We start from the raw sequence: 17,698 nt of genomic DNA on the forward strand, positions 1-17,698 counted from the left end.
TATGTGTCTGAACTCTTCTGTTACCTATGTGGTTGATCCCTTCACGTCCGATCGCGGCCCGAGCCTTCGGCAGCTCCTACAGGGGATCAGCGTCAGACCTGGGCGGTACGCAGTTTCTCGCTACGGCCACGCAACCATTCAAGGGTCAGCAACAGGATGACGGAGAAGGCGATCAGCAAGGTTGCCGCCGCCGCAATCGTCGGACTGAGGTTCTCGCGAATGCCGCTGAACATCTGCCGAGGCAGCGTCGCTTGCTCGGGGCCGGCGAGGAACAGCGTCACCACCACTTCATCGAACGACGTGGCGAAAGCGAACAGCGCCCCGGAAATCACCCCCGGTGCGATCAACGGCAGAGTCACCCGGCGGAAGGTGGTCAGCGGCGATGCGCCAAGGCTGGCCGCCGCCCGCACCAGATTGTGGTTGAAACCCTGCAACGTCGCCGACACGGTAATGATCACGAACGGCACGCCGAGCACCGCGTGCACCACGATCAGCGAGAAGAAGCTGTTACCCAGCCCCAGCGGCGCGAAGAACAGGTAACTCGCCACACCAATGATCACCACCGGCACCACCATCGGCGAAATCACCAGCGCCATCACCAGCGCCTTGCCGGGGAAATCGCCGCGGGTCAGGCCGATCGCGGCCAGGGTTCCGAAGACCATCGCCAGCACCGTGGCCGCGGGAGCGACGATGATGCTGTTCTTCAACGAACGCATCCATTCCGCCGAGGCGAAGAAGTCCTGATACCAGTGCAGCGAGAAACCTTGCAGCGGATACACCAGGAAACTGCCCGAGTTGAACGACAGCGGCACGATGACCAGCACCGGCAGAATCAGGAACAGCAGGATCAGGCCGCAGAGGATCCGCAAGCTGTAGAACCACACCCGTTCAATGGGCGACATATAAGGACTCAGCATTTCAAATTCCCCTTAGCTCAGGCGCAGGCGACTGGCGCCCACCAGCCAGCTGTAGATCAGATAAAGCACCACGGTCGCCAGCAGCAACAAGCCGCCCAGCGCAGTGGCCATGCCCCAGTTGATGCTGGTGTTGGTGTAAAACGCTACGAAGTAGCTGACCATCTGATCGTTCGGACTACCGAGCAGCGCCGGGGTGATGTAGTAGCCGATGGCGAGGATGAACACCAACAGGCAACCGGCGCCGACACCGGCGTAGGTCTGCGGGAAATACACCCGCCAGAAACTGGCGAACGGATGGCAGCCCAACGATATGGCGGCGCGCATGTAGGTCGGCGAGATGCCTTTCATCACGCTGTAGATCGGCAGGATCATGAACGGCAGCAGAATGTGCACCATCGAGATGTAGACCCCGGTGCGGTTGAACACCAGCTCCAGCGGTTTATCGATGATGCCCATCGCCATCAGCGCGCTGTTGATCAGCCCGCCCGACTGCAGCAACACGATCCACGCCGCAACCCGCACCAGAATCGAGGTCCAGAACGGCAGCAACACCAGAATCATCAGCAGGTTGCTCTGCCGCGATGGCAAGTTGGCCAGCAGGTAAGCCAGTGGATAAGCGAGGAACAGGCAGATCACGGTGATGATCAGGCCCATCCAGAAGGTGCGGGCGAAGATGTCGAGGTAGATCGCCTGATCCGGGGTGGCCGGGGCCAGTTCGCCGAGATCATCGATACGGTGATCGACCGCCGCCAGCAGGTAATACGGGGTGATGCTGCTGGTGTTGCGTTTGACCGCTTGCCAATAGGCCGGATCGCCCCAGCGCTCGTCGAGCGCTTCGAGGGCTTCTTTATAGGAGACCGGTTCGCTGGCGAAAGGCAGCGCCCGGGCGGTTTTGGTCAGCAGGCTGCGATAGCCGGCCAACTCCATGTTCAAGCGCTTGGACAGATCGCCCAGCGTCTGGTTCTTGCGGGCTTCGGCGAGGTCTTCGCCAGCCGCTTTGTACACTGGCTCAGCAGGCAGGCCGCGGCCGTCCCAACTGGCGATGGCCGCCACGGTGCGCGGCATGCCGCCGACCACTTCCGGGTTACCGACGCTTTTATAGAGCAGCGCCACGATCGGCACCAGGAACACCAGCAACAGAAACAGCACCAGCGGCGCAATCAACGCCTGGGCCTTCCAGCGGTTGACCCGCTCGGCGTGCTTGAGCTTCTGCTTCAAGGTGGGGCTGGCGCCCTCGTTCAGGGGAACGGCGATGGCCATGACGTACTCCGCAAATCGATCTTTCTAATTCATGCAACTTGTGGAAATTGGCCGTGTGGCGAGGGAGCTTGCTCCCGCTTGAGTGCGCAGCACTCACAAGTATTTTGGGGCTGCTTCGCAACCCAGCGGGAGCAAGCTCCCTCGCCACAACAGTTCGCTCCCGAAGTTGGAGTTTTGGTTACTTCGCAGCCCAGGAATTGAAGCGCTGCTCCAGTTGCTCGCCGTTGTCAGCCCAGAAGCTGACGTCGATCTGCACCTGGTTGGCGATGTTTTCCGGAGTGGTCGGCATGTCTTTCAGCACGTCCTTGCTCAGCAGTGGGACTGCCTGAGTGTTGGCCGGGCCGTAAGCGATGTTTTCCGAGTAGGTCTTCTGCTGTTGCGGCTGGACCGAATAGGCGATGAATTTCTTCGCTGCATCGGCGCGGGTCTTGTCCAGACCTTTCGGGATCGCCCAGGCGTCGAAGTCGTAGATGCCGCCGTTCCACACCACTTTCAGGTTGGATTCTTTCTGCACGGCGGCGATGCGACCGTTGTAGGCCGAGCTCATCACCACGTCACCGGAAGCGAGGTACTGCGGTGGCTGGGCGCCGGCTTCCCACCACTGAATGTTCGGTTTCAGCTCATCCAGTTTCTTGAACGCACGATCCTGACCACCCTTGCTCGCCAGTTCTTTGTAGACGTCTTTCGGCGCCACACCGTCGGCCATCAGCGCGAATTCCAGGGTGTACTTGGCGCCTTTGCGCAGGCCGCGTTTGCCCGGGAATTTCTTGGTGTCCCAGAAATCGGCCCAGCTGGTTGGCGCGGTTTTCAGCTTGTCAGCGTTGTACGCGAGCACGGTCGACCAGACGAAGAAGCCCACGCCGCAAGGCTGAATCGCGCCTTTGACGTAGTCTTCGGTCTTGCCGAACAGCGCCGGGTCGAGTTGTTCGAACATGTCTTCGTCGCAACCACGGGACAGCTCCGGCGATTCAACTTCCACCAGATCCCACGACACACTCTTGGTATCGACCATGGCTTTGACCTTGGCCATTTCGCCGTTGTACTCGCCGGCAACGATCTTGCCGTTACCCGCTGCTTCCCACGGTGCGTAGAAGGCTTTGACTTGCGCCGCCTTGTTCGCCCCGCCAAACGACACCACAGTCAAATCGGGACCGGCGGCCATCGCGCTGGCCGCACCCATCAGGCCCAGGGTCAGGGCGGTGAACTTCAGGGATCTCAACATTTATTGTTCTCTCCACGTGCAGGGTTGGTGTTGGTATTGCGGGGGCGTTTTAGTGCGCCTCTAGAAGTGGATCGAGCGCGCGAACGTGCTCGACCTGCCAGCCAAGCGGTACCACGTCCCCGACCGCGAGCGCGGGATCGAGCTCGGCAATCGGCTGTTTCACGAAGAAGTCGGTCTTGCAGCAGACTTCCAGGCGCACCCGGACGTGGTCGCCCAGATAGATGAATTCCGCCACCCTCCCTGAGAAGCGGTTGACGCATTGGTCGCTCGAGCCATTGAGGCTGACGCGCTCCGGGCGGATCGACAGGGTCACCGGTTCGCCGGTCTGGCCGACGTTGACCGCCAGCGCCTCGACCTTCTCACCCCGACCCAGCTCGACCACGCAACGCTCGCCGCTCTGGCTGAGCAGGCGGCCGTTGAGGCGGTTGTTCTCGCCGATGAAGTTGGCGACGAAGGTGTTTTTCGGTTCTTCGTAGAGGGTGCGCGGCGGCGCGATCTGCTGGATTTCGCCCTGATGGAACACGGCGACGCGGTCGGACATGGTCAGCGCTTCACCCTGGTCGTGGGTCACGTAGACCACGGTCACGCCGAGGCGCTGGTGCAGGTGCTTGATCTCCATCTGCATGTGTTCGCGCAATTGCTTGTCGAGCGCGCCCAGCGGTTCGTCCATCAGCACCAGTTGCGGTTCGAACACCAGCGCCCGCGCCAGCGCTACACGCTGCTGCTGACCGCCGGAGAGTTGCGCCGGATAACGTGAGGCGAACGCGTCGAGCTGGACCATGCTCAGGACTTTCTTGACCTTGTCGCTGACGTCGCTCTTGTTCAAGCCGCGCACGGTCAGCGGGAAGGCCAGGTTCTCGGCCACAGTCATGTGCGGGAACAGCGCGTAGTTCTGGAACACCATGCCGATGTCGCGCTTGTGCGGCGGCACGTTGTTGATGGCACGGCCGGCCAGGAGGATTTCGCCAGCGGTCGGCGTTTCGAACCCGGCGAGCATCATCAGGCTGGTGGTCTTGCCCGAGCCGGACGGCCCGAGCAGGGTCAGGAACTCGCCTTTGCGAATGTCCAGGTTGAGGTCTTTGACGATCAGGTTCTCGCCGTCGTAGCTCTTCTGCACTCCACGAAAGCTGACCAGCACGTCACTGGCCCCTGCGTTTGAATCGACCTGGCTCATACCCACACCTTTGTTATTGGTAACTGCTGTGGATTAAGCCTAGTGGTTGGCGCCAGCCACGCAAATCGGGGCGCAGGAGAGAATCGCCTCAGCCGGATGGAAGGTTGGGGGTAGGGATTGCCCTACAAGGATGGCGCGTTTTGGCAAGCACAGCGGCAAGCGATGGGCTGCAAGCTGCAAGTAAAGGCTTTAGCGGATTTACAGGCTGTCGCTAATGGGCATGCTGACACTGAACCTGTGGGAGCTGGCTTGCCAGCGGTAGCGGTGGGTCAGTCGGCATTGAATTAGCAGACAGTCCGTCATCGCTGGCAAGCCAGCTCCCACAAGTTTCTACAGTGTTGCTAAAGGAGTTTGTGCTCCATCGCGTATTTGACCAGTTCGGCCAGCGAGGTGATGTTGAGCTTCTGCATCAGCCGCGCCTTGTGGGTGCTGATGGTCTTGCTGCTCAGCGCCAGTTGCTGGGCGATGTCATTGACGTTGGCGCCCTGGGCCAGGCGTTCGAACACCGAGAATTCGCGCTCGGACAGCAGCGAATGCAACGGTCGCGTGTCGGTCAGGCCGACCTCGAAGACCATCCGGTCGGCCAGCTCCGGGTCAATGTAGCGCCCACCCGCCGCGACCTTGCGAATCGCCGTCAGCAGCAACGCCGGATCACTGTCTTTGGTCGCATAGCCAGCAGCGCCGACCTTCAGCGCGCGGGCGGCCATTTGCGCTTCATCGTGCATCGACAGCACCAGAATCGCCGGTGGATTGTTCAACGCGCGAATCCGCGGGATCGCCTCCAGGCCGTTGACGCCAGGCATAGAGATGTCCAGCAGCACCACCTCGCACGGCACACTGCGCAGGGTTTCGAGGAGCTGCTCGCCATTGCTCGCCTCCCCCACCACTTGTAGGTCCTTGGCCAGGCCGATCAATTGCTTGATGCCTTCCCGGACGATGGTGTGGTCTTCGGCTACCAGTACACGGATCAAATTTTCTCTCCAGATTTCAGGTACACACCAAACCCTGTGGGAGCGAGCCTGCTCGCGATAGCGTCAGCTCAAGCACCACAAACCTTCAAACCTCACTCACCGGCACCCACACCTTCAGACTGGTGCCCTCACCCGGCTCACTCTCAAGCACCAGCCGCCCGCCCATGATCAACACCCGCTCGCGCATGCCGACCAGGCCAAAGGATGTCGGCCGCTGCGCCGTCGCGACAAAGCCTGCGCCATCGTCGCTGACCGTCAGACACAACTCGTCGCCTTTCAGCGCCAGCGTCAGCTCCACAGTATGCGCTTGGGCGTGGCGCATCACATTGGTCAGCGCCTCCTGCAGGATGCGGAACAGCCCGATCGCCTTGGCGTCGCTGAGCACCGGCAGATTGTCCGGTACCTGCACCAGACATGGAATCTGCGTGCGCGCCTCGAATCGCCGCGCCTGCCACTCGATCGCCGAAGCGATCCCGGCATCGAGGATCGGCGGGCGCAGCGCCGTCGCCACATCGCGCACCAGCTGGAACAACTGGGCGATCAGGCGTTTCATGCTGTTCAACCGTTCGTGCAGGCCCGGATCGAGTTGCGCGTAGGCCAGCTCGCACATCGAGGTTTCCAGTTTCAGCACCGTGAGCATCTGCCCCAGCTCATCGTGCACTTCGCGGGCGATGCGAGCCTTCTCTTCTTCACGCACGCTTTCCAGGTGCGCCGACAGCTCGCGCAGCTGCTCGCGGGACGCCGCCAGTTCCAGTTCGATGCGCTTGCTTTCGCTGATGTCCCAGACGATGCCATCCCAGACATAGGCGCCATCCTCCAGCTGGCGGGTGATTGCCTTGATCTCGGCCCAGCGCTGTTCACCCTGACGGGTGAGGATGCGGCCCTGCCACGACCAGTCACTGTCGGTGTCCAGTGCCTGGTCCTGGGTCTGGTGGTAACTGGCCTTGTCGTCCGGGTGCACCAGGCTGCGCAAGCCCATATCACGGTGCGCAATGGCGGCCGGCGCGTAGCCGACCAGACTCTCGCTGCCCTCGCTGATGTAGGCGAAATCGATCTGCCCGGTCACTGGCGCCCGCTCCAGGCGAAACACCAGCCCCGGTACGTTGGCGGCGATGCCTTGCAGGCGCGCTTCACTTTCCTGTAACGCGGCCAGCGCGCGGCGACGCTCGGTGACGTCGGTGAGATAAACCACCAGATACTCGCTGTCGCGAAAGCGCAGAAAACTCAGCGAAACGTCCGCCGGCAGGACGCTGCCATCAGCGCGCACGCAGCTGGTTTCAAAGCTCAGCGGTCCTTCTTCACTGGCCCGCGCGCGTTTCCACAGGTTGAGCCAGCGGTCCATGTGCAGACCGGGTTCGAAATCGATCAGCGGCCGTTCGATCAACGCGCCCTGTGGATAACCGAGCATGCTTTCCGCCGCGCGGTTGGCGTAACGCACATGGCTGTCCCAGTTGACCCAAAGAATGCCGACAGTACTTTGATCGATGGAAAACTGGGTCAGGCGCAAGGCTTCTTCGCTGGCCGCGCGCAGGGCGATGTCTTCCCGGGCGGCCAGCAGGCGGTGTTCGAGACTGTGTTGCTGGCGTCGTTGCCAGACCACAATGGCCACACAACTGAGCAACAACACCGCAAACAGCAAACTGAGGTTCTGCCAGAACCCCGGCGACTCCGACAGACGCGGGTATTTGGGTTGCAGCCATTGCGTGTGCAGGCGTTCCAGATCCTTCGCAGGAATCGCCCGCAGAGCACTTTCAACAATGCCGGCCAACGCCGGCCAGTCGCGCCGTGTGGCAATCCGCAACAGCTGCGGCAAGCCGATATCGCCGACCACCACCAACCCGGCGAACTCAGGTTCGGCAGACAACCGTCCGAGTTGCGCTTCATCCACCACGGCGTAGGACGCCTGCTGGGTCAACAGCAGTTGTAGCGCCTGACGCTCCAGCGGCACGCCTTGCAGATTCAGATGGGGATAGGTGCTGCGCAAATAGTCTGCCGTCACGCTGGGCATGCGCACGGCGACGCGCGACAGGCTGTCGAGTTTTTCCAGCTCGACCACGCCGCCGCTCTTCTGGTCGCTGACCACCAGTTGCGGCACCCGCATGTAGGGATCGGAAAACTGCCACAGACGCAGTGCACCCGGGGTCTGGGTCAGGCCCGGGGCGATGTCGATTTCGCCGTCGCGGGCGGCCTCCTCCAGTTGCGCCAGATCCTGAAAATTGCGCCAGCTCAACTCGACGTTCAAGGTCTTGGCCAGTGACTTCATCAATTCGACATTGGCCCCGGACAAGCGCTGCAGACGTCGGTCGTATTGCGCGTACGGCGCCTGCAGCACCAGGCCCACACGCAACTCACGGTGCTGCGCCAGCCATTGCTGCTCGGCGGGCGTCAACAGCGCTGCATGCGCCGCCGGCGCAGACGCCGCCCAGCCCATCAAGGGAAAACACAACCCGCCGATAACCCACAGGCAGCAAAAACGCATCATTGAAGTCTCGTACACTGACAAATTCTGACCAACCCATTAGGCTGCCGGGATACTTTTCTGGCCTGGAATAACCGATGCCCTCTGTCTATCGCCTGGCAATGCCAGCATTGTGCCTGTCGCTGATCCTGCCTTGTGCGTTTTCCGTCGAAGCCGCCGATCCGGCGCCCGCCTCCTCCGTCGAGCAACCGGCCGCCGAAAAACCCGCCGAACGCCAGCCACTGCTTGAGCGTAGTCAGGAAGAAGCCGCAGCACTCGAACGCAAAGTCCCGGCACAAGAACAACAGCAACTGCAGGCCGGCGCCGACACTTTCCTCGCCCTGTGGAAACCGGCCAACACTGCCGAACCCAAAGGTGCAGTGATTATTGTCCCTGGCGCCGGCGAAACCGCTGACTGGCCGCAAGTGATCGGCCCGCTGCGCAACAAATTGCCTGACGTCGAGTGGAGCAGCCTGAGTATCACCCTGCCGGATCTGCAAAGCGATGTCATCGCCCCACGCGTGATTGCGCCCGCCGCCGCGCCGAAAGCCGCGGAAAGTGGCAGCAAGGATGCCACCACCGCGCAACCGATCGAACAGGCCGCGGGCGGCGAAGCGGACGTGGCGGATCAGGTCGTGGCCGAAACGACTGAAGAACAATCCAAGGCCGATGCCGAGCGAATCTTTGCGCGGATCGACGCGGCCATTGCCTACGCCGAGCAACAAAGCGCACGCCGGGTCGTGGTCCTCGGTCACGGCACAGGTGCCTACTGGGCCGCACGCTTCCTCAGCGAGCGGCAGACTGCTCAAGTCGAGAAACTGCTGATGGTCGATGCGCAAACGCCGAGCAAGGCCAAGCCACAATTGGCCGAGCTGACGCCGACCCTGAAGTTGCCGACGGCGGATATTTTCTACATGGACAAGGCGCTGGATCGCAACGCGGCACTGGAGCGCATGCAGGCCAGCAAGCGCCTGAAGACTTCGGCGTTCAGCCAGGTGGCGCTCAAGGCGTTGCCGGATAAAAAGGCTGAGCAGGAACAGCTGTTTCGGCGGGTGCGTGGCTGGTTGAATCCGCAGAAGACTGACTGATAGAAACAAAAGCAAAAGATCGCAGCCTGCGGCAGCTCCTACCTCGGAATGCCTTTCCTGTAGGAGCTGCCGCAGGCTGCGATCTTTTGCTCTTTTGATCGCTAGCGAAAATCCCGCCGCGCCCGAATCAGGGTAAATGCGTTGTGCAGCTCACGGGTTTTCTCGGTCGCCTCGCGCACCTGCTCAGGCGTCGCTCCGCTGCCGGCGATCTTGTCCGGGTGATGACGACTGAGCAGCCGTCGGTAGGCGCGTTTGATCTGTGCCGGCTCGCTGGTCGCCGACACGCCGAGCAGGCGCATCGCTTCCTGATAACTCACCGCCGCACTGACAATCGGCCGTTTATTCGGCTCGTAATCATTGGCCAGCGCCTGGATCTGGTGCGTCGTCCAGCCCAGCCACTTGCCCCACTGCGCCAATAATTCGCGCTCACTGACGCCCGCACGACCGTCGGCCCAGACCATCCGCCAGCAGGCGCGCAACACACCTTCGGCGGCATGCGGCTGAGCACTCAGGCGCCGCAGATAACCGCGCAGGCGGTCGCCGCCGGACTTGCCACGATTGAACGCAGCAATCGCCCGCCGCCGCGCCGGCTCGCTCATTTCCAGCGCGTTCATTTCATTGCGCGCCTGCTGGATATGGCCGTCCGTCACTCGCCCGTCACTCTTGGCCAGACGCCCGAGCAACACGAACAACAATTCGTCGTTGCGCAACATCGGCCGTCCGCCGAGTTTTTCCCGCAAGTGCCCCCAGCTTTGCAGGTGCAGGCGCCGATCCAGCGCCTGTCCCAACAATGCCCCAAGCATGGCCCCCGGAATGCTGGCGATCGCAAAACCCGCTCCGGCTCCAATCAGAGTCCCTGGCCACAACATATCAACGACTCGCTTCTATCAATGCTTCGGCTTCGGCCAGACGCTCATGCGTGCCGACATCCACCCAATGGCCTTTCAGACGTTCACCGCTGACCTGCCCGTCTGCCATGGCTTTGCGCAGCAACGGTGCAAGCTTGAAGGCTCCTTGCGTGCAGCCATCGAACAACTGCGGATGCAGGACGGCGATGCCGCTGTAGGTCAGGGTTGCCGCGTCCGGTTGGCCATCGATCACCTGACCGTTGGTCAAGGTGAAATCGCCTTGCGGGTGGTGGGCCGGGTTGTCCGCCAGCACCAGATGCGCCAGACCGCTGATCGGTTGGTGCAGTACGCTGAAGTCATAGTCGGTCCAGATATCGCCGTTGACCACCAAAAAGGCGTCGTCACCGAGCAACGGCAAAGCACGGAAAATGCCGCCGCCGGTTTCCAGCGGCTCACCTTCCGGCGAGTACTGGATGCTCACGCCAAACTGCGAACCGTCGCCCAGGTAATCCTCGATCTGCTGACCGAGCCAGGCATGGTTGATCACGATTTCACTGAAACCAGCCGCCGCCAGTGCGCGCAGATGGTATTCGATCAATGGCACGCCGCCGGCACGCACCAGCGGTTTCGGGGTGCTCAGGGTCAGCGGGCGCATGCGCTCGCCCTTGCCTGCCGCCAGAATCATCGCCTTCATGCGGCCACTCCGCCACGCAGACTGGCGAGCAATGCCTGCAGATCCGCCAGTTCAGGACGACGCACAATCACCGCTTCTATATAGGCGAAGAAACGCGGCACGTCGGCCAGGTAGCGCGGTTTGCCATCGCGATGGCAGATGCGCGCAAAGATGCCGATGACTTTCAGGTGGCGTTGTACGCCCATCAGGTCGCTGGCACGCAGGAAGTCTTCGAAGTCGGCGTGCACCGGAATGTCCAGCGCCGAGGCTTGCTGCCAGTAACTTTCCAGCCAGCCGCGCACGCGCTCTTCAGGCCAGCTGAGGAAGGCGTCCTTGAACAGGCAGGTGACGTCGTAGGTGACCGGGCCGTAGACCGCATCCTGAAAGTCCAGCACGCCGGGATTCGGCTCGCTGAGCATCAGGTTGCGCGGCATGTAGTCGCGGTGCACCAGGACTTTCGGCTGGGCCAGTGCGCTGTCGATCAGCAGCTCGCTGACGGACTGCCATTGTTGCTGCTGTGCCGCGTCGAACTCGATGCCGAGTTCGCGCTTCACGTACCACTCGGGGAACAGTTCCAGCTCACGGCGCAGCAGCGCGACGTCGTAGCTCGGCAGCGGTGCAACCATCGGCAATTGCTGAAAAGCCAACAGTGCCTGCAAGGCATCGCTGAACAAAGCATCGGCATTTTCGCCGTCGATCACGTCGAGATAGGTCTTGTTGCCCAGGTCATTGAGCAAAAGAAAACCGCGTTCGAGGTCTTCTGCATAAATTTTCGGCACGTTAATTCCGGATTTCGCCAGCAAAAAGGCGATATCCACGAACGGTTTGCAGTTTTCCTGGGGCGGTGGCGCGTCCATCACGACGAAACTGCGGCCCGCGCCTTCCCAACGGAAATACCGGCGGAAACTCGCGTCGCTGCTGGCCGCGGTCAACGTGGCCGGGGGCACGGTGCCCCAGCCTTGATCTGCAAACAGGATTGCCAACTGCTCATCGAGCCAAACTTTCAGGTGTTGCAAGCGTACATCTTGGTCAGGCATTGCAAGGGTCTCCGACGGCGCTAGCCGTCAAGCGGGTCATGCTTTATTATCCAGCATCTTTTTCAGACCATCGAGAGGCGTGCGGCCCACACCGCGGGCAGATGGCACGCAGGAAGCCCGGACTAATAAGATGGCATTGAAATCCCCCGCGTTTCGTAAAAAATTTCCGTTGTTGGTAACCGGCAGTCTGCTGGCTATGCAACCTCTGGCCAGTCAATTCGTTGTTGCCGCCGAGCAGTATGACTGCGCCGTCTCGGCAACGGGTGGCTGGGCGTGTGCGCCCAAGACGCCGGCAGCTGCATTGCCGCCGCGTCCGGTGCATGACGGCAGCGCCGTCAGCGCCGCCGGCGAAGCCCCGGCCCAGAACGGTTCGACTGCCGACAGCGGCGCCAAGCCTGTGCTGGTCACCGAAGCCAAGGGCCGCGGCCTGAAATCACGTAGCGAAGACTACAGTCACCTCGACTGGGTTCCGCGCGAGAAGCTCACCGCCGCCCAATTGGCCGAGACCGGTCCTTACTGCTCTGGTTCCTATATCGAACCGATTCGTCCTGGCATGAATGACAAGACGAATAAAAGTGACGCACCGACCTTTATCGGCGCCAAGGCCTCGCGCTACAACACCGAAGATCAGGTGGGTACGCTGGCCGGCGACGTGGTCCTGCGTCAGGGCAGCATGCAGGTCGAGTCCGACGAGGCCAGCCTGTATCAGGCCGAGAGCCGTGCCGAACTCAATGGCGACGTGCGCATTCGCGACAACGGTGCACTGATCGTCGGCGACCACGCCGATGTGCAGCTCGACACCGGTGAAGCCAAGGTCGACAACGCCGAATACGTGATGCACAAATCGCGCATCCGCGGTAACGCGCTGTACGCCAAGCGTGCCGAGAACGCGATCATCCGCTTGAAGGACGGCACGTACACCACGTGTGAGCCGAACAGCAACGCGTGGCAGCTCAAGGGCAACAACATCACCCTGAACCCGGCCACCGGCTTCGGTACCGCGACCAACGTGACACTGCGGGTCAAGGACATTCCGATCCTGTACACGCCGTACATCTACTTCCCGATCGACGACCGTCGTCAGTCGGGTTTCCTGCCGCCGACCATCGGCACCGGCAGCGACACCGGCTTCATGCTGGTGACTCCGTACTACTTCAACCTGGCGCCGAATTACGATGCCACGTTGTACCCGCGCTATATGAGCAAGCGCGGCATGCTGGTCGAAGGCGAGTTCCGTTACCTGACCAAGTCCAGCGAAGGCCAGTTCGGTGCGGCGTATCTGAACGACGAAGATACCGATCGCAGCAAGCAGACCGATTACGAAAAAAATCGCTACATGTACAACTGGCAGCACAAGGGCGGTCTCGACTCCCGCGTGTTCACCCAGGTTGACTACACCAAGATCAGCGATCCGTACTACTTCCAGGACCTGAGCACCGATCAGATCGGTGTGAAGAGCGCTGACTATGTGAACCAGCAGGGTTCGGTGACCTACCGTGGCGACTCGTACACCGCCATGTTGAACGCTCAGCAGTACCAACTCGCGACCGTTTCGAACATTACGCCGTACGGTCGTCTGCCGCAGATCACCTTCAATGGTCAACTGCCGTATCACCCGGAAGGTTTGAATTTCGATTACGAGACCGAGCTTGTGCGGTTTGATCGTGATCTGAAAACAGGAAGCTTTACGGATGAAGACGGCAACGTATCGCCACGCCTCGATACCAACGTACAGGGTCTGGCGCGCGCCAATGGCGACCGTCTGAATCTGAAACCAGGCGTCAGCCTGCCGATGAACTGGACCTATGGTTTCCTGAAGCCATCGCTCAAGTACCAGTACACCCAGTACGACCTTGATCTGGATCAGCGTGGGAAAGACACCCTGCTGGCCGGCGAAAACTATAGTCGTAATCAGAGCCGTGGCGTACCGATCGCCAGCGTCGACAGCGGCCTGTACTTCGACCGCAACACGTCGTACTTCGGCAAGAACTATCGCCAGACCCTGGAACCGCGCCTGTTCTACCTCTATGTACCCAAGGTTGATCAGGAAGACATTCCGGTATTCGACACCAGCGAATACACCTTCAACTACGCGTCGCTGTTCCGTGACAACCGCTTCTCCGGTGCCGACCGTGTCGGCGACGAGAACAAGCTGTCGCTGGGTGTGACCAGCCGCTGGATCGAAGACGACGGTTTCGAGCGTCAACGTATCAGCGTCGGTCAGGCTTACTACTTCAAGGATCGTGAAGTCCAACTGCCAGGCATTGTGTTCAAGGATCGCAAGGATGCCCAGTCCGACGTGTCGCCATACGCGCTGGAATACGAATACCGCTGGAACCGCGACTGGCGCACCACGGCCGATTACAACTGGGACCCGGACAGCCGCAGCCCACGTTCCGGCAGCGCGATGTTCCACTACCAGCCTGAAGACAACCCGAACAAGGTGGTCAACGTCGGTTATCGCTATCGCAACGACCAGGTTCGTTACGATCAGACCACCGGCAAATGGTCGGTGGGGGGCGGCGACTACGGCACCCCGGGTCAGCCTGGCTACGTGAAGGACTACTACAAGATCCAGCAGCATGACTTCTCGGTCATCTGGCCGATCGTTCCGCAGTGGAGCGCGATCAGCCGCTGGCAGTACGACTACAACCGCAACCGTACACTGGAAGCCTTCGGTGGTTTCGAGTACGACAACTGCTGCTGGAAACTGCGCCTGATCAACCGTTACTGGGTTTCCTACGACGAATTCAGTCAGGAAGCTCCGCAAAACGAAAAAGGCGACCACGGCGTCTTCCTCCAAATTGTTCTGAAGGGACTCGGCGGCCTGACTGGCGCCAAGGTAGAGAGCTTCCTCGACAAAGGCATCCAAGGTTATCGTCAACGTGAAGATCAAGCTTTCTGATTCTCTGCGCCCGCTGTTGCTGGGCGCGCTGTTCCTGGGTACTGCGGCCAACGCCGCAGTACAGTCCATCGATAAAGTGGTTGCGATCGTTGATAACGACGTGGTCATGCAGAGCCAGCTGGACCAGCGTGTCCATGAAGTTCAGCAGACCATCGCCAAGCGCGGCGGCGGCATGCCGCCGCCGGGCGTGCTGGATCAGCAGGTGCTCGAGCGCCTGATCGTCGAAAACCTGCAACTGCAGATCGGCGAGCGTTCCGGGATCCGCATTACCGACGAAGAGCTGAACCAGGCAGTCGGCACCATCGCCCAGCGCAACAACATGACCGTGGATCAATTCCGCGCCGCCCTGGCTCACGACGGTTTGTCCTATGACGACGCCCGTGACCAGATCAAGCGCGAGATGATCATCAGCCGAGTGCGCCAGCGCCGCGTGGCAGAACGCATTCAGGTCTCCGAGCAGGAAGTGAAGAACTTCCTCGCTTCCGACCTGGGCAAGATGCAACTGTCCGAAGAGCTGCACCTGGCCAACATCCTGATCCCGACGCCGGAAAGCGCCAGTTCTGAAGCGATTCAGAGCGCTTACCGTCAGGCGATGGACGTTTACCAGCAACTCAAGCAAGGCGCTGACTTCGGTCAACTGGCCGTGGCCAAATCCGGCAGCGACAACGCGCTGGAAGGCGGCGACATGGGCTGGCGTAAAGCCGCGCAACTGCCACCGCCGTTCGACCGCGAGTTGAGCAGCATGGCGGTGGGCGACATCACTCAGCCTGCGCGCACGCCGAGTGGTTTCATCATTCTCAAGCTGCTGGCCAAACGGGGTGGCGAAACCCAGATGCGTGATGAGGTGCATGTGCGCCACATTCTGGTCAAGCCAAGCCCGATCCGCGACGAAGCCAAGACCAAAGCCCTGGTGCAATCGCTGTACGAGCGCATCCTCGCCGGTGAAGACTTCGCTGAACTGGCGAAGAACTACTCCGAAGACCCGGGTTCGGCGCTCAACGGCGGCGACCTGAACTGGATCGACCCGAACGCACTGGTACCGGAATTCCGCGAAGTGATGGCCAAGACCCCACAAGGTCAGCTGTCCAAGCCGTTCCAGACCCAGTACGGCTGGCACGTGCTGGAAGTCCTTGGCCGCCGCGCCACCGACAGCACCGAATCGGCACGCGAGCAACAGGCAATGAATGTTCTGCGTAATAAAAAATACGATGAAGAGCTGCAAAACTGGCTGCGTCAGATTCGTGAAGAAGCCTACGTAGAAATCAAACTCCCTGGTGCAGACCAGGCAGCGCAGTGAAACCCAAGCGTTTCGCGCTGACACCCGGCGAACCAGCCGGCATCGGTCCCGACCTGTGCCTGCTGCTCGCCTCGCAAGCCCAGCCACATCCCCTGATTGCCATCACCAGCCGCGACCTGCTCACCGAGCGGGCCGCGCAGCTGGGGCTGGCCGTCACTTTGCTTGAGGTTGCGCCTGACAACTGGCCGGCTGTTCCAGCCCCCGCTGGTAGCCTGTATGTCTGGGACACTCCACTCAGCACTCCCGTGTTCGCTGGACAACTGAACAAGGCTAACGCCGCCTTCGTCCTCGAAACCCTGACCCGTGCCGGCAACGGCTGCCTGAACGGCGACTTCGCCGGGATGATCACCGCTCCGGTACACAAGGGCGTGATCAACGAATCCGGTATCCCGTTCTCCGGACACACGGAATTCCTGGCCGACCTGACCCACACCGACCAAGTGGTGATGATGCTCGCTACTCGCGGTTTGCGCGTGGCCCTGGTGACCACTCACCTGCCCCTGCGCGAGATTGCCGATGCAATCACCCCGGAGCGGCTGGAGCGGGTCACGCGAATTCTGCACGCCGACCTGCAAGACAAATTCGGCATCGCCCGGCCACGCATTCTGGTCTGCGGACTCAACCCGCACGCCGGTGAAGGCGGACACCTGGGCCATGAAGAAATCGACATCATCGAACCGACATTGGAGCGCCTGCGCGGCGAGGGCATGGACCTCCGTGGCCCGCTGCCTGCCGACACTCTGTTTACCCCCAAATATCTGGAGCACTGCGACGCAGTGCTGGCGATGTACCACGACCAGGGCCTGCCCGTGCTGAAGTACAAAGGCTTCGGCGCGGCGGTCAACGTGACCCTCGGCCTGCCGATCATCCGCACGTCGGTCGACCACGGCACTGCCCTGGATCTGGCCGGCAGCGGCAAGATCGACACCGGCAGCCTGCAGGTCGCCCTGGAAACCGCCTACCAGATGGCCGAGACCCGTTTATGACCGAGCAATACCAACACAAGGCGCGCAAACGCTTTGGCCAGAACTTCCTGCACGATGCCGGCGTCATCGACCGCATCCTGCGCTCCATCAGCGCCAAGCCTGACGACCGCATGCTGGAAATCGGCCCGGGCCAGGGCGCACTGACCGCCGGCATCCTCAACTCCGGTGCACAACTCGACGTGGTGGAACTGGACAAGGATCTGATCCCGATCCTCAACCAGCAGTTCGCCGGCAAGAGCAACTTCAACCTGCATCAGGGCGATGCGCTGAAGTTCGACTTCAACACCCTCAACGCCGCGCCGAACAGTCTGCGTGTGGTGGGCAACCTGCCTTACAACATTTCCACGCCGCTGATTTTCCATCTGCTGAACAATGCCGGCATCATTCGCGACATGCACTTCATGCTGCAAAAGGAAGTGGTCGAGCGTCTGGCCGCAGGCCCGGGCGGCGGCGACTGGGGGCGTCTGTCGATCATGGTTCAGTACCACTGCCGCGTGGAGCACCTGTTCAACGTCGGCCCGGGCGCGTTCAATCCGCCGCCGAAGGTCGACTCGGCCATCGTCCGTCTGGTGCCGCACGCGGTGCTGCCGCACCCGGCCAAGGATCATCGCCTGCTGGAGCGCGTCGTTCGCGAAGCCTTCAACCAGCGTCGCAAGACCCTGCGCAACACCCTCAAGCAATTGATGACCGCTGCCGAGATCGAAGCCACCGGTGTCGATGGCAGCCTGCGCCCCGAGCAACTGGACCTGGCCGCATTCGTGCGCCTGGCCGACAAGCTCAGCGAACAAGCCCCGCAAACTCCTGTCGCCGACTGACCGGCGATGAACGCTATCGGGCAGGACGCCACTCTGGTTTACTGCCC

Annotated in this window: 14 protein-coding genes; 5 read left to right on the forward strand and 9 right to left on the reverse strand. The window is 61.4% G+C overall.

Translation table 11 applies throughout. From position 1 onward, the window contains the following. Positions 1 to 92: 92 nt before the first annotated feature. From B1722_RS16095 to B1722_RS16125, 6 genes are all read right to left on the reverse strand, one after another. Entirely contained in the window at positions 93 to 917 is an 825-nt protein-coding gene (locus tag B1722_RS16095; protein ID WP_041070101.1) for an ABC transporter permease, read from the reverse strand. A 12-nt stretch (positions 918 to 929) separates the two neighbouring features. Beyond that, positions 930 to 2,177 (reverse strand): ABC transporter permease, encoded by a 1,248-nt coding sequence (locus B1722_RS16100; RefSeq protein WP_086793411.1) that lies wholly within the window; start codon positions 2,175 to 2,177, stop codon positions 930 to 932. A gap of 178 nt (positions 2,178 to 2,355) precedes the next feature. Further along, complete coding sequence (locus tag B1722_RS16110) at positions 2,356 to 3,399, reverse strand: ABC transporter substrate-binding protein (protein WP_041070096.1); 1,044 nt, start codon at positions 3,397 to 3,399, stop codon at positions 2,356 to 2,358. Between the two features lie 49 nt (positions 3,400 to 3,448). Beyond that, on the reverse strand, positions 3,449 to 4,573 hold the full coding sequence (locus B1722_RS16115; protein WP_086793416.1) for an ABC transporter ATP-binding protein: 1,125 nt from the start codon (positions 4,571 to 4,573) through the stop codon (positions 3,449 to 3,451). A gap of 341 nt (positions 4,574 to 4,914) precedes the next feature. Next, positions 4,915 to 5,544 (reverse strand): response regulator transcription factor, encoded by a 630-nt coding sequence (locus tag B1722_RS16120; protein WP_003228820.1) that lies wholly within the window; start codon positions 5,542 to 5,544, stop codon positions 4,915 to 4,917. Positions 5,545 to 5,629: 85 nt separating this feature from the next. After that, positions 5,630 to 8,026, reverse strand: a complete 2,397-nt coding sequence (locus B1722_RS16125) for a PAS domain S-box protein (RefSeq protein ID WP_086793419.1) — start codon at positions 8,024 to 8,026, stop codon at positions 5,630 to 5,632. Positions 8,027 to 8,100: 74 nt separating this feature from the next. Between B1722_RS16125 and B1722_RS16130 the strand changes: the two genes are divergently transcribed. Next, entirely contained in the window at positions 8,101 to 9,090 is a 990-nt protein-coding gene (locus tag B1722_RS16130) for an alpha/beta hydrolase family protein (RefSeq protein ID WP_041070089.1), read from the forward strand. A gap of 101 nt (positions 9,091 to 9,191) precedes the next feature. Here B1722_RS16130 and B1722_RS16135 read toward each other — a convergent pair whose 3' ends face one another. Genes B1722_RS16135 through B1722_RS16145 form a run of 3 tightly spaced genes read right to left on the reverse strand, consistent with a single transcriptional unit; the run spans position 9,192 to position 11,648 of the window. Continuing rightward, entirely contained in the window at positions 9,192 to 9,959 is a 768-nt protein-coding gene (locus tag B1722_RS16135) for a TerB family tellurite resistance protein (protein ID WP_041070087.1), read from the reverse strand. A 1-nt stretch (position 9,960) separates the two neighbouring features. Then, the gene (gene murU / locus B1722_RS16140) at positions 9,961 to 10,632 is read right to left on the reverse strand and encodes an N-acetylmuramate alpha-1-phosphate uridylyltransferase MurU (protein ID WP_086793421.1); all 672 of its coding nucleotides are present in this window, start codon (positions 10,630 to 10,632) and stop codon (positions 9,961 to 9,963) included. Next, positions 10,629 to 11,648 carry an aminoglycoside phosphotransferase family protein gene (locus tag B1722_RS16145; protein WP_041070081.1) on the reverse strand — a complete coding sequence of 340 codons (1,020 nt, stop codon included), beginning with the start codon at positions 11,646 to 11,648 and terminating at the stop codon, positions 10,629 to 10,631. The genes murU and B1722_RS16145 overlap by 4 nt, the downstream gene beginning before the upstream one ends. Positions 11,649 to 11,778: 130 nt before the next feature. Here B1722_RS16145 and B1722_RS16150 point away from each other — a divergent pair, with 130 nt between their 5' ends. The 4 genes from B1722_RS16150 to rsmA are packed head-to-tail and all read left to right on the forward strand — an operon-like array spanning position 11,779 to position 17,651. Continuing rightward, a complete protein-coding gene (locus B1722_RS16150; RefSeq protein ID WP_086793423.1) occupies positions 11,779 to 14,553 on the forward strand; it encodes an LPS-assembly protein LptD in 2,775 nt (924 codons plus the stop codon). Beyond that, positions 14,534 to 15,850 (forward strand): peptidylprolyl isomerase SurA, encoded by a 1,317-nt coding sequence (gene surA / locus B1722_RS16155; protein ID WP_086793425.1) that lies wholly within the window; start codon positions 14,534 to 14,536, stop codon positions 15,848 to 15,850. Before B1722_RS16150 ends, surA begins: the two co-directional genes overlap by 20 nt. Beyond that, positions 15,847 to 16,836, forward strand: a complete 990-nt coding sequence (gene pdxA / locus B1722_RS16160; RefSeq protein ID WP_086793427.1) for a 4-hydroxythreonine-4-phosphate dehydrogenase PdxA — start codon at positions 15,847 to 15,849, stop codon at positions 16,834 to 16,836. The genes surA and pdxA overlap by 4 nt, the downstream gene beginning before the upstream one ends. After that, complete coding sequence (gene rsmA / locus B1722_RS16165) at positions 16,833 to 17,651, forward strand: 16S rRNA (adenine(1518)-N(6)/adenine(1519)-N(6))-dimethyltransferase RsmA (protein ID WP_086793429.1); 819 nt, start codon at positions 16,833 to 16,835, stop codon at positions 17,649 to 17,651. Before pdxA ends, rsmA begins: the two co-directional genes overlap by 4 nt. Positions 17,652 to 17,698: the final 47 nt, after the last annotated feature.

This window comes from Pseudomonas sp. SCPG-7, from assembly GCF_002156405.1.
Taxonomy (GTDB): Bacteria; Pseudomonadota; Gammaproteobacteria; order Pseudomonadales; family Pseudomonadaceae; genus Aquipseudomonas; species Aquipseudomonas parakoreensis.

Excerpts from the sequence above, each read along its gene's own strand:
- B1722_RS16095 (WP_041070101.1), bottom strand. The coding sequence starts at position 917 with ATGCTGAGTCCTTATATGTCGCCCATTGAACGGGTGTGGTTCTACAGC.
- B1722_RS16100 (WP_086793411.1), bottom strand. The coding sequence starts at position 2,177 with ATGGCCATCGCCGTTCCCCTGAACGAGGGCGCCAGCCCCACCTTGAAG.
- B1722_RS16110 (WP_041070096.1), bottom strand. The coding sequence starts at position 3,399 with ATGTTGAGATCCCTGAAGTTCACCGCCCTGACCCTGGGCCTGATGGGT.
- B1722_RS16115 (WP_086793416.1), bottom strand. The coding sequence starts at position 4,573 with ATGAGCCAGGTCGATTCAAACGCAGGGGCCAGTGACGTGCTGGTCAGC.
- B1722_RS16125 (WP_086793419.1), bottom strand. The coding sequence starts at position 8,026 with ATGATGCGTTTTTGCTGCCTGTGGGTTATCGGCGGGTTGTGTTTTCCC.
- B1722_RS16130 (WP_041070089.1), top strand. The coding sequence starts at position 8,101 with ATGCCCTCTGTCTATCGCCTGGCAATGCCAGCATTGTGCCTGTCGCTG.
- B1722_RS16135 (WP_041070087.1), bottom strand. The coding sequence starts at position 9,959 with ATGTTGTGGCCAGGGACTCTGATTGGAGCCGGAGCGGGTTTTGCGATC.
- murU (WP_086793421.1), bottom strand. The coding sequence starts at position 10,632 with ATGAAGGCGATGATTCTGGCGGCAGGCAAGGGCGAGCGCATGCGCCCG.
- B1722_RS16145 (WP_041070081.1), bottom strand. The coding sequence starts at position 11,648 with ATGCCTGACCAAGATGTACGCTTGCAACACCTGAAAGTTTGGCTCGAT.
- B1722_RS16150 (WP_086793423.1), top strand. The coding sequence starts at position 11,779 with ATGGCATTGAAATCCCCCGCGTTTCGTAAAAAATTTCCGTTGTTGGTA.
- rsmA (WP_086793429.1), top strand. The coding sequence starts at position 16,833 with ATGACCGAGCAATACCAACACAAGGCGCGCAAACGCTTTGGCCAGAAC.